Below are 11,621 nucleotides of genomic sequence, written 5' to 3' on the forward strand. Positions count from 1 at the left end.
GCCTCGCGGCGACCGGTGGGGTTCACCGGTCGGGGCGGTTGTTCACTCCTCGGGCGCGAGCAGCGCGCCGGAGGCGGCGTCGCGGACCGTGATCGCGGACATCGGGCACATGTCGGCGGCGTCGATGACCGCCTCGTCGGGTGCGGTCTCCGGGGCCAGCGCGGACGCCTTGCCGGCCCGGATCTCGATCTGGCGGGGGGCCGCGCCGGCGCAGACCCCGGTGCCGATGCAGGCGTCCCGGTCGACGGTGACCGTCCACCGGGTGTCCACCGCGGTCACCAGGCCACCAGCAGCTTGTTCGGGCCCCGGACCAGCAGGCCGGACTTCCACGACACACCCGCGTCACCGTCGGCCAGGCGCAGCTCGGGGAACCGGTCCAGGATGGTGTGCAGGGCCACCTGCAGCTCCATCCGGGCGAGCTGCGCGCCGAGGCAGTGGTGCGGGCCGTGGCCGAACGCGACGTGCGGGTTCTGCTCGCGGGTGAAGTCGAAGGTCTCCGGGTTGTCGAAGACCTCCGGGTCACGGTTCGCGCCGGGCAGGGAGACCAGCACCGGCTCCCCGGCACGGACGAGGCCGCTGCCGAGCTCGACGTCCTCCACGGCGTAGCGGGGGAACATCGCGGCCGGGTTGAGCGGGATCATCCGCAGCAGCTCCTCCACGGCGGCCGGCACCAGGCTCCGGTCGGCGCGCAGCTGCGCCATCAGCTCCGGCTTGGTCAGCAGCGCGTAGACGAAGTTGGGGATGTGGGTGGAGACCGTCTCGACGCCGGTGAGCAGCAGCCCGACCCCGGCGATCGAGAGCAGCTCCTGCTCGGTCAGCCGGTCGCCCTCGTCGCGGGCCTTGACCAGTGCGCCGAGCAGGTCGTCGGTGGGCTGCTCGCGACGCTGGGCGACCAGGTTGCCCATGTAGCCGAACAACTGCTCCACATAGGTCATGAGCTGCTCGCTGGTGCTGGTCAGTCCCTCGGTCCAGATCCGGAACTGGGCGCGGTCCTCGAACGGGACGCCGAGCAGCTCGCAGATCACGGTGATCGGGAAGGGCAGCGCGAACATCTCGACCAGGTCGCCGGGAGACCCCTTGGCGATCATGTCGTCGACGTACTCGTTGGCGATCCGCTGCGCGTCCTCGCGGATGCCGTTGACCCGGCGGGCGGTCAGCGCCTTGCCGGCCAGCTTGCGCAGCCGGGTGTGGTCCGGCGGGTCGAGGCCGATGATGCCCTCGTAGGTCATCTCCTCGCGGAGGCGGGGCTGGTCCTTGCCCTGCGCGGCGGCCCGGCTGAAGCGCGGGTCGGTGAGCACGGTCTTGACGTCCTCGTACCGGGTGGCCAGCCAGCACACCTCGCCGTACGGCAACTGCACCCGGGCCAGCGGTTCGGTGCTGCGCAGCAGCCCGTACGTCGGGTCGATGTCGATCCCGGGCACCTCGCTGAACGGATACTTGCGGATCTCCTGATCGATCGTCACGGAGCACTCCCTAGGTTCGCACCGGGCGCACGGGATCGGCGCTGGCATCGATGTCTCTTCGGCCGCTCGGTGCGGTACGGCGTTTCCGGGCGACACGCCGGGCACCGGCCGGACCAGGCGCGAGGGATACGTAATCAGGAAAGGAAATCCACCTACACCCCCGCGACGCCCCTAGCCTCCCCCTAGCGGCTGCGCTAAGGGGCGGCTCTGGGGTTCCGCTAGGGGTCCGGGCGGACGGGCCGCCACTAGCGTGTGGGCGAGGCAACGCGCTGTTGACCGTCGAGCGATTCTCGCGGGCGCGCACCGGTGATTGAGTCACGCCACGTCGGTGGGCGCAACCCCCCATGGAGGATGGTTGATGTCCCTGCTCGTTTCCACGACCGCCGATCCGGGGCGGTTCCACTCCTTCGGGCCGCACCACATCGAAGAGCTCGGCGCCCGGTACGGATTGTCGGCCGACAATCTGCACGCGATCCGCACCATTTCCCAGGTGCTGCCCTTCCGGGTCAACGAGTACGTCCTGTCGCACCTGATCGACTGGGACCGTATCCCGGACGACCCGATCTTCCGGCTGGTGTTCCCGCAGCGCGGCATGCTCGCCGCCGCCGACGAGCAGCTCCTCGGTGACCTGCTGCGCGCCGGTGACCGCAAGGGGCTGCGCGGCGAGGTGGCCCGGATCAGGGCGGGGCTCAACCCGCACCCGTCCGGGCAGCAGCAGCACAACGTGCCCAGCCTGGACGGTCAGGAACTGCCCGGTATGCAGCACAAGTACCGGGAGACGGTGCTGTACTTCCCGCAGCAGGGGCAGACCTGCCACGCGTACTGCACCTACTGCTTCCGCTGGGCGCAGTTCGTCGGCGACGCCGACCTGCGGTTCGCCGCGCCCGGCCCGGAGCAGTTGGTGAGCTACCTGCACCGGCACCCGGCGGTGACCGACGTGCTGGTCACCGGCGGCGACCCGATGATCATGTCGACGGAGCGGCTGCGCAGCCACGTGGAGCCGCTGCTGGCCGTCGACACGGTACGCACCATCCGGTTCGGCACCAAGGCGGTCGCCTACTGGCCGTACCGGTTCGTCTCCGACACCGACGCCGACGACCTGCTGCGACTGTTCGAGCAGGTGGTCGCGTCGGGGCGCAGCGTCGCGGTGATGGCGCACTTCAGCCACCCCCGGGAACTGGCCACCGAGGTCGCCACCCGGGCCATCGCCCGGATCAGGTCGACCGGGGCGGTGGTCTACTGCCAGGCCCCGCTGATCCGCTACGTCAACGACGACGCCCGCGCCTGGAGCGAGATGTGGCGGGCGGAGCTGGCCGTCGGCGCGGTGCCCTACTACATGTTCGTCGAGCGGGACACCGGTCCCCGGGACTACTTCCAGGTGCCGCTGACCCGGGCCGCCGACATCTTCCGCACCGCGTACCAGGATCTGCCCGGCCTGGCCCGGACGGTGCGCGGACCGGTCATGTCGGCCACCCCCGGCAAGGTCCTCGTCGACGGCGTCGAGCGGACCCCGGACGGCGACTTCTTCCAGCTCCGGCTGATCCAGGCCCGCGACCGGCGGCTGGTCGGCCGGCCGTTCCGGGCCCGCTGGTCGGCCGACGCGGCCTGGCTGAGTGACCTGGAACTCGACCCGACCGCCCCGGCGGACATCCTCGCCGCGGTCAGCCCCAGCGCGGCCCGCCCCGGCGCGGCCGTCACCGCCTGAACACCCACCGACCCGAAGGGAGCTGGCGATGGCCGGCCGGAAGATTTCGCCCAACCTCGCGCTCGACCAGCTGGTCGCGCAGCGCATCGCCGCAGGCGAGTCCATCGTGCACCTGGGCTTCGGCGAGTCCCGCCTGCCGGTGTTCCCGCCGCTGCTGCGGGCGCTGACCGAGGGCGGCGACCGCAACGCCTACGGGCCGGTGGTCGGCGACCCCGCCACCCGGGACGCGGTGGCCGGGTACTTCTCCCGCCGCCGGCTGCCCACCGAGGCCGACCAGGTGATCATCGCGCCGGGCAGCAAGCCGCTGCTGATGGCCCTGCAACTGGTCGTCGGCGGGGACACCCTGCTCGCCGCGCCGAGCTGGGTCACCTACGCGCCACAGGCCCGGCTCGCCGGCCGGACGGCGCTGGGGGTGCCGGTCCCCGAGTCGTGCGGCGGGGTGCCCGACCCGGCGGCGTTGCGGGAGACGATCCGCGCCGCCCGGGTACTCGGCCACGACCCGCGCATCCTGGTGCTCACCTCGCCGGACAACCCGACCGGCACGCACGCCCCGGACGACCTGGTCCGCGAGCTGTGCGCGATCGCCGAGGAGGAGGACCTGCTGATCGTCTCGGACGAGATCTACCGGGACATCCTGCACACGCCGGGCACGGACCTGCTCTCCCCCGCCGAGATCGCACCCCGGCGGACCGTGGTGCTCACCGGGCTCAGCAAGAACCTGGCGCTCGGCGGCTGGCGGATCGGCGCGGCCCGGTTCCCGGCCGGCGGGTGGGGTGAGCGCATCCGCGCCGACGTCGCCTCGGTGGCCAGCGAGATCTGGTCCACCCTGGCCGGGCCGATGCAGTCGGTCGCCCGGTACGCCTTCGCCGAGCCGCCGGAGATCCGCGAGCGGCTCGTCGAGGACGCCGCGCTGCACGGCGCGGTGGCCGGCGCGGTGCACCGGATCATGGTGGACGCGGGCGCGACCTGCCGGCCGCCGACCGGCGCGTTCTACGTGTACCCGGACTTCGCGCCGCTGCGGGAGCCGCTGGCCGAGCAGGGCATCACCGACGGCGCCACCCTGCAGCACTACCTGCTGGAGGAGCTGGGCGTGGCGGTGCTCTCCGGCCACCACTTCGGCGACCGGCCGGAGGCGCTGCGGTTCCGGGCCGCCACCAGCATGCTCTACGGCGACACCCCGGAGCAGCAGCGGCAGACCCAGACCGCCGCCGACCCGCTGACGGTGCCGCACGTCGCCGACGCGTTGGTCCGCATCGAGCAGGCCCTGGCCAAGCTCCCCCGGTGACCCGCCCCGACTCCCCCGCCGACCGCGCCCGCGCCGGTCTGCCCCGACGACAAGGACGCCCCAGATGACCAGCGCCATCGTCTTTCCCGGGATGGGTCCGTGCGACTTCGCCGACGTCGCGAAGTTCATGCTGATCGACCGGGACGCCCGCGAGCTGCTCGCCACCGCCAGCGACGCCCTCGACTACGACCTGTTCGCCAGGTACCGCGACAGCGACAGCGACTACTCGGAGTACGCCCAGGTGGCCTTCCTGGTGAACTGCGTGGCGCTGGCCCGGTGGGCGGAACGGACCATGGACCTGCGGCCGGACCTGATCGCCGGGCCCAGCTTCGGCGGCAAGGCCGCCGCCGTGTTCAGCGGCGCGCTGGACTTCGCCGAGGCGGTCCGGATGACCGCGCGGCTGTCCCGGATCGAGACGGAGTACTTCACCGCCGAGCAACGGGGCGTGGTGACGATGTCGTTCGTCCGGACCCCGGCCGAGCGGCTGCGGGAGATCCTGGCCGAGCTGGACGAGGCCGGCGAGTGGTACGAGATCTCCTGCTACGTGGACACCGACTTCTGGATGGTGACCCTGCACGAGGGGCGTACCGACTGGTTGGCGCAGCGGCTGCGGGCCGGCGGCGGGCTGCCGCTGTACGTGATGGACCCGCCGCTGCACGCCGCCGCGTTCGGGCCGCTGCGCGACCGGGTGGAGGCGGAGCTGTTCGGCTCGCTGCGTTTCACCGACCCGCAGATCCCGGTCGTCGCCGACCAGGACGGCACGGTACGCACCACCGCCGACGGCGTCCGGACGATGCTGCTCGACGGGATCGTCACCCCGGTGCGCTGGCCGGAGGTGGTCGCCACGTTCCAGCGGTCCGGGGTGCAGACGGTGCACGTCTGCGGGCCGGACCGGTTGTGGGGCCGGGTCGGTGCCACCGTCCGCAACTTCCGGACCACCATCGTGGACCCGCGACGGGCGATGCGGCCGATCCGGCGCACCGTGGCCGCCTGAGCGCCGGTAGAGCACGGAGGACGAGATGACCCAGCACACCGACTACGCCCTGCACGGCCGGTTCCTCCAGGGGCTGGCCGCGGCACCCCGGGCCACCGCCCTGCACCTGCCGTCCGGCCCGGTCAGCTACGAGGAGCTGCACGCCACCGCGCTGCGCTGGGCGGGGGCGTTGGCCGCCGGCCCGGACGGCCCGCCCCGGGTGGTCGGCATCCTGGCCGGCAAGACCCTGGAGTCGTACGCGGGGCTGCTGGCCACCCTGTACGTCGGCGCGACCGCCGTGCCGCTGCACCCGGAGTTCCCGGCGGCCCGGACGGCGGGGATGCTCACCGCGTGCGGGGTCTCCACCCTGCTGCTCGACGAGGCCGGGTTGGCGGTCCGGGCGGAGATGGGCGACGCGGTCGCCGGGGTGCCGGTGTTCGCGCCGGTGGTGGACCCGCGCGGCAGCGGTACCGGCCCGCGGCTGCCGGTGGTCGGGGCGACGCCGCTGGCCGCGCCCCGCCCCGCCGGCCCCGACGACATCGCCTACGTGCTGTTCACCTCCGGGTCGACGGGGCGGCCCAAGGGGGTGCCGATCACCCACGGGAACCTGCGGCACTACTTCTCGGTGCTGGACGACAGGTACGACTTCGGCCCGGACGACCGGTTCTCCCAGTCGTTCGACCTGAACTTCGACTGCGCGATGTTCGACCTGTTCTGCGCCTGGGGTGCGGGGGCGAGCGTGCACCCGGTGCCGCCGGCGGCGTACCGGGACGTGCCGGCGTTCGTGGCCGAGCGGGGACTGACCGTGTGGTTCTCCACGCCGAGCGCGATCACCCTGGTCCGGCGGACCGGCCGGCTGGCCGCGGCGGCGATGCCGTCGCTGCGGTGGAGCTTCTTCGCCGGGGAGGCGCTGCACGCGGCCGACGCGGTGGACTGGCAGGACGCGGCCCCCGGGTCGACGCTGGAGAACATCTACGGCCCGACCGAGCTGACCGTGACCATCACCGGGCACCGCTGGTCGCCGCAGACCTCGCCGGGGCTGTGCGTCAACGGTCTGGTCCCGATCGGGACGCTGCACGACGGGCACGACGGGGTGCTGCTCGACGCCGGGGGCGCGGCCAGCGAGGTGGAGGGGGAACTCTGCATCACCGGCCCGCAGCTCACCCCCGGCTACCTCGACCCGGCCGACGACGAGGGTCGGTTCCTGGTCCGTGACGGCCGGCGCTGGTACCGCACCGGGGACCGGGTCCGGCGGCTGGAGAACAAGGAACTGATCTACCTGGGCCGGCTCGACTCGCAGGTGCAGGTGCACGGCTGGCGGGTGGAGCTGGCCGAGATCGAGCACGCCCTGCGGGGTTGCCCCGGCATCGAGGACGCGGTGACGGTGGCCCGTACCGGGGCCGGTGGCACCGAACTGGTGGTCTTCTACACGGGTGCGCCGACCGCCCCGGCGGAGCTGTCCCGGCAGTTGCGGCAGATCCTGCCCAAGGGGATGCTGCCGCGTTCGTACCGGCACGTGCCGGAGTTCCCGTTGAACTCCAACCGCAAGGTGGACCGGGCCCGGTTGGCCCGCGAGGCCGCCGAGGGCTGATCCGGTCGATCGACGCTGTTACGCCGAGATGGCGGCATCCGACTCACCGGATGCCGCCATCTCGGCGTCGTAGTGGCGACATAGCGAAAACCCCTGGCCGGTCCCCCTCCTGAAGGGACCGGCCAGGGGCCGTCAGGGGCCGGATCAGCGCCGCGTGGACTGTCCGGCGCGCTCGGCGAGGGCCCGCCTGTCGATCTTGCCGTTGGCGTTGACCGGCAGCTCGTCGATGACCCGGACCTGCTGCGGCACCATGTAGTCGGGCAGCGCCTCCAGGCAGAACGCGCCCAGCTCCATCTCCTCCACGCCGGTGACGCCCTCGTCGAGCACCACGAACGCGGCCAGCACCGGGTCCTTGCCCTCCTGCGGCAGCATCAACGCGGCGGCCCCGGCGATGCCCGGGAACTCCCGGACCCGGCGCTCCACCTCGCCCAGCTCGACCCGGTTGCCGCGCACCTTGACCAGGGAGTCGGCCCGGCCGGTGAAGTACAGCTCCCCGCCCTCACCCCGGTAGGCCAGGTCGCCGGTGCGGAAGACGACCTGCCCGGTGGCCGGGTTGAGCGGGTCGGGGACGAGCGCGGCGGCGGTGGCCTCCGGGTCGTTCCAGTAGCCGTGGAACAGGGCGGCGCTGCGCAGGTGGATCTGCCCGACCACACCCGGCTCGTCGACCGGCCGGCCGTCCTCGTCGATCAGCAGCATCTCCGCGCCCGGGTGGGCGTGGCCGATGGAGATCCGGTCGACGTCGTCGGGCAGCGGGTTGGGCACGTCGGTGAAGGACGCGGCAATGGATTCGCTGCTGCCGAAGCAGTTGACCACCCGGGCGTGCGGCAGGGCGCGTTGCAGCTCGCGCATCTCGGGCAGGGGGAAGTTCTCGCCGGAGTAGAGCACCCCGCGGATCTGCTCGCCGAGCGCGGCCAGCCCGGCGAACTCGTGCCGCAGCACCCCCCGCCAGATCGACGGCACGCCGTTGACCTGGGTGGCGCCGCTGTCGGCGAGGAACTGCACGAAGCGGCGCGGCCAGCGCAGCAGCGACCGGGGCACCGGCACCACGGCCGCGCCGCTGCCCAGCGCCAGGCCGATGTCGAGCAGCGAGAAGTCGAACTGCAACGGCGAGGTGGTGGCGACCCGGTCCTCGGCGGAGACGATGCCGTGCCGCAGCATCCCCCGGAAGAAGGCGAGCACGCCCCGGTGGCTCATCACCACGCCCTTGGGCCGGCCGGTGGTGCCGGACGTGAAGATCATGTAGGCCGGGTCGGTGGGCACCAGTTCCCGGCGGTGCCGGGTGCGCGGCGCGGGTGCCCGCTCGACCTGGATGCCGTCCGGGCCGAACCGGGCGGTGCCCAGCGGCGCGGGCACGCCCTCGCGGCGGCCGTCGACGGGTTGCAGGTGCAGCGCGGCGGCGGTGCTCTCGGCGATCAGCGCGAGCCGCTGGGCCGGGGTCTCCGGGCTGACCGGGATGAAGGTCAGGCCCAGCGACGAGCAGGCCAGGAAGACCGCGATGGCGGTCGGGGAGGTGTCCGACTCCAGGATCACCCGGTCGCCGATGTCCAGGCCGAGCTCGTCGAGGGCGGCGGCGTAGCCGTCCACCCGCTGGGCGAGCTGACGGTACGAGATGGAGCCGACCTCGCCGCCGACGGCCTGGATGACGGCCGGCTTGTCGGGCGTCAGCCGGGCGCCCGCCAACAGGAACTCGTGCAGCGTCTCCACGGAGGCGTGCGTGCGCGCGAAGTTCTCTCGACTCATGGCCGGAGCGTATCGGCGGCCCCGCCGGCCCCCACCCGCATCGACCCCCCTAACGACCCCTTACCCGGGCCGGGCGGCGGCCGGGAAATTGTCGGGTCGTCACTGCCCGTGGGGCGTTGTTAGCGTTTTCTCACCCTGCACCGGAAGGAATCGCGGACATGTGGGATCAACGGTTCGAGGCCATCCTGCGCCAGCACCTGCCCTTCCTCGACCCCGAGGAGACGCTGCTGGCCGGCACCAGCCTGCGCGACTCCGGCCTGGACTCCCTCGCCATGGTCGAACTGCTGGCCACCCTGGAGAGCGAGTACGACGTGCGCTTCGTCGACGAGGCGATGTCGATGGAGACGTTCGCCACCCCGCAGACGTTGTGGAGCGTGCTGACCGACATGCGTGGCGTGCCCGCTCCCGTGTGAGCGGCACCCGTTCCGAAAGTGCCCGTGACCGGATGCGGTCACGGGCACTTTCGTGGTCCGCCGGTCAGCCTCCGATCGCGTCCAGCGCGGCGAGGTCGTCGGCGGTGAGCGTCAGCCCCGCCCCGGCGACGTTCTCCCGCAGGTGTGCCACCGACGAGGTGCCGGGGATGAGCAGGATGTTGGGTGAGCGCTGCAACAGCCAGGCCAGGGCGACGGCCGTCGGGGTGGCGTCCCGGCGGGCGGCCACGGCCGACAGCGCGGCGGACTGCAACGGGCTGAACCCGCCCAGCGGGAAGTACGGCACGTAGGCCACCCCCTGCCCGGCGAGCCTGTCGATCAGCGGGTCGTCCTGCCGGTTCGCCAGGTTGTAGAGGTTCTGCACGCACACGACCGGGGCGATCGACTGCGCCTCGGCGACCTGCTCCGGCGTCACGTTGCTCACCCCCAGGTGCCGGACCAGGCCCTTGCGCTGGAGTGCGACGAGCGCCTCGAACGGCTCGGCGAGGGAGCCGGCCCGGGGCCCCGTGGCGTCACCGAGCCGGAGGTTGACCAGGTCCAGGGCCTCGACGCCGAGGTTCTCCAGGTTCTCCTCGACGGCCCGGCGCAGCTGCTCCGGCTCCCGCGCCGTGGGCCAGCCGCCCTGTCGGTCCCGGGTCGCGCCGACCTTGGTCACCAGGTGCAGCCCTTCGGGGTACGGGTGCAGGGCCTCGCGGATCAGTCGGTTGGTGACGTGCGGCCCGTAGGCGTCGCTGGTGTCGATGTGCGTGATGCCGAGGGCGACGACCTCGCGGAGGACGGCCAGCGCGGCGTCCGGGTCGGCGGGCGGTCCCATCACCCCGGGGCCGGCGAGTTGCATCGCGCCGTAGCCGAACCGGGTGACGGTCAGGTCGCCCAGCGTCCAGGTGCCGCCGGGCAGAGAGCGGGTGGGCATGTGACTTACCTCGGCCTTTCGTGGTGAACGGAGTGGTACCGGACCACTATCGGTGAGGTAGCTTTCTGCAGGGAAGTAGGCACCCGAAAGTGCGTAGCGCACCGACCGCGGGAGGAACGGCGATGACGACGAGGACGGCGGCCGAGCGCCGGGCGGAGACGGCGGCGGCGTACGACGCGTTCGTGGCGCAGTGTCCCAGTCGCGAGCTGCTCGCCCGGATCTCCGACAAGTGGGTCGCGCTGGTGCTGGCCGCGCTGCGCACCGACGGCTCGCACCCGTTCGGCGCGGACTGCGCCGGCACCCCCCGGCCGATGCGCTACTCGGAGCTGTCCCGCCTGCTCGCCGGGGTCAGCCAGAAGATGCTCACCCAGACCCTGCGCACCCTGGAACGCGACGGTCTGGTCAGCCGTACCGCGACGGCGACCGTGCCGGTCACGGTCACCTACGAGCTGACCGACCTCGGCTTCTCCCTGCACGAGACGATGCGGGCCCTCAAGAGCTGGGCCGAGACGCACCTGGACGACGTGCACGCCCACCGGGCGGCCTACGACGCCCGGCACCCCGCCCCGGCGGCCCGCCCCGCCTGAGCGGGCCGTCCGGGGCGGTCGGGTTCAGAGCTTGTCGAGGAACTGGGTGAGGATCTCGGTGAACCGCTCCGGGGTCTCCAGGTGGGGCAGGTGGCTGGCCCCCTCGATGATCTCCCAACGGGCGCCGGGCACGAGATCGTGGTAGGGGCGGGCGGCCGCCGGGGTGACCTCGTCGTACTCGCCGGTGATCACCAGGGTCGGGGTGTCGATCTGCGGCAGCTGGTCGACCAGCGAATAGTCGCGCAGCGTGCCGATGATGTGGAACTCGCTCGGCCCGTTCATCGCGTGGTAGACGGTCGGATCACCGTTGATCTCCATGAAGGAGGCCATCAGCTCCGGCGGCAACGGCTTACACCGGCACACGTGCCGCTGGTAGAAGACCATCATCGCGGCCGTGTACGCCGGGCTGCCGGTGGTGCCCGCGGCCTCGTGCCGGCGCAGCGTCGCGTCCACCCCGGGGGGCAGCGCGGCCCGCAGCACGTCCAGCTCCGGCAGCCACAGCGGGTACGACGCCGGCGCGTTGGCGACGACCAGGCCACGCAGCCCGGCCGGACGACGCACCGCGTGGGCCGCCGCCAGCACCCCGCCCCAGGACTGCCCCAGCAGCACGTACCCGTCGGCGATGCCGAGCTGACGCAGCAGGTTGTCCAGTTCGTCGAGGAACAGCTCCACCGTCCAGAAGTCGGCGCCCCGACCCCGCAGGTGGGTGGAGCCGCCGTTGCCGAGCTGGTCGTAGTGCACCACCGGCCGGCCGGTACGGCTCAGCTCGGCCAGGTTGAGCAGGTAGTCGTGGGTGCTGCCGGGGCCGCCGTGCAGCACCACCAGTGGCGGCCGGTCGCCGGGCAGCTCCCCCGTCACCCGGTACCACGTCCGGTGGTCGCCGAACTCGACGGTGCCCTTGGCGGTCGGTGCCAGTGTCATGTCGTCCACTCC

The 11,621-nt window shown here is 72.7% G+C and carries 11 protein-coding genes; 6 read left to right on the forward strand and 5 right to left on the reverse strand.

Annotation, left to right across the window (positions count from 1 at the left end; all coding sequences use genetic code 11):
• Positions 1-42 precede the first annotated feature (42 nt).
• Both B5D80_RS02490 and B5D80_RS02495 read right to left on the reverse strand, forming a co-directional pair.
• Positions 43-279, reverse strand: a complete 237-nt coding sequence (locus tag B5D80_RS02490; RefSeq protein ID WP_088642118.1) for a ferredoxin — start codon at positions 277-279, stop codon at positions 43-45.
• Entirely contained in the window at positions 276-1,463 is a 1,188-nt protein-coding gene (locus B5D80_RS02495; protein WP_088642119.1) for a cytochrome P450, read from the reverse strand. The genes B5D80_RS02490 and B5D80_RS02495 overlap by 4 nt, the downstream gene beginning before the upstream one ends.
• 358 nt (positions 1,464-1,821) lie before the next feature.
• Here B5D80_RS02495 and B5D80_RS02500 point away from each other — a divergent pair, with 358 nt between their 5' ends.
• The 4 genes from B5D80_RS02500 (at position 1,822) to B5D80_RS02515 (ending at position 7,017) form a co-directional block, all read left to right on the forward strand.
• A complete protein-coding gene (locus tag B5D80_RS02500) occupies positions 1,822-3,168 on the forward strand; it encodes a KamA family radical SAM protein (RefSeq protein ID WP_088642120.1) in 1,347 nt (448 codons plus the stop codon).
• Positions 3,169-3,196: 28 nt separating this feature from the next.
• Positions 3,197-4,453 carry a pyridoxal phosphate-dependent aminotransferase gene (locus B5D80_RS02505; protein ID WP_088642121.1) on the forward strand — a complete coding sequence of 419 codons (1,257 nt, stop codon included), beginning with the start codon at positions 3,197-3,199 and terminating at the stop codon, positions 4,451-4,453.
• A gap of 64 nt (positions 4,454-4,517) precedes the next feature.
• Positions 4,518-5,447: an ACP S-malonyltransferase gene (locus tag B5D80_RS02510; protein ID WP_088642122.1), complete on the forward strand. Its 930-nt coding sequence runs from the start codon at positions 4,518-4,520 to the stop codon at positions 5,445-5,447.
• Positions 5,448-5,472: 25 nt separating this feature from the next.
• Complete coding sequence (locus B5D80_RS02515) at positions 5,473-7,017, forward strand: AMP-binding protein (RefSeq protein ID WP_088642123.1); 1,545 nt, start codon at positions 5,473-5,475, stop codon at positions 7,015-7,017.
• Between the two features lie 144 nt (positions 7,018-7,161).
• Here the strand turns inward: B5D80_RS02515 and B5D80_RS02520 are convergent, their stop codons facing one another.
• Entirely contained in the window at positions 7,162-8,757 is a 1,596-nt protein-coding gene (locus tag B5D80_RS02520; RefSeq protein WP_088642124.1) for a D-alanine--poly(phosphoribitol) ligase, read from the reverse strand.
• Between the two features lie 158 nt (positions 8,758-8,915).
• Here B5D80_RS02520 and B5D80_RS02525 point away from each other — a divergent pair, with 158 nt between their 5' ends.
• Positions 8,916-9,170 carry a phosphopantetheine-binding protein gene (locus B5D80_RS02525; protein WP_088642125.1) on the forward strand — a complete coding sequence of 85 codons (255 nt, stop codon included), beginning with the start codon at positions 8,916-8,918 and terminating at the stop codon, positions 9,168-9,170.
• A gap of 64 nt (positions 9,171-9,234) precedes the next feature.
• On the opposite strand, the gene B5D80_RS02530 is transcribed toward B5D80_RS02525, so the two are convergent.
• The gene (locus tag B5D80_RS02530; RefSeq protein ID WP_088642126.1) at positions 9,235-10,101 is read right to left on the reverse strand and encodes an aldo/keto reductase family oxidoreductase; all 867 of its coding nucleotides are present in this window, start codon (positions 10,099-10,101) and stop codon (positions 9,235-9,237) included.
• A 122-nt stretch (positions 10,102-10,223) separates the two neighbouring features.
• Here B5D80_RS02530 and B5D80_RS02535 point away from each other — a divergent pair, with 122 nt between their 5' ends.
• On the forward strand, positions 10,224-10,688 hold the full coding sequence (locus B5D80_RS02535) for a winged helix-turn-helix transcriptional regulator (RefSeq protein WP_088642127.1): 465 nt from the start codon (positions 10,224-10,226) through the stop codon (positions 10,686-10,688).
• A 24-nt stretch (positions 10,689-10,712) separates the two neighbouring features.
• Here B5D80_RS02535 and B5D80_RS02540 read toward each other — a convergent pair whose 3' ends face one another.
• Complete coding sequence (locus B5D80_RS02540) at positions 10,713-11,618, reverse strand: proline iminopeptidase-family hydrolase (RefSeq protein ID WP_211291367.1); 906 nt, start codon at positions 11,616-11,618, stop codon at positions 10,713-10,715.
• Positions 11,619-11,621 lie beyond the last annotated feature (3 nt).

This window comes from Micromonospora wenchangensis (genome assembly GCF_002210435.1).
Taxonomy (GTDB): domain Bacteria; phylum Actinomycetota; class Actinomycetes; order Mycobacteriales; family Micromonosporaceae; genus Micromonospora; species Micromonospora wenchangensis.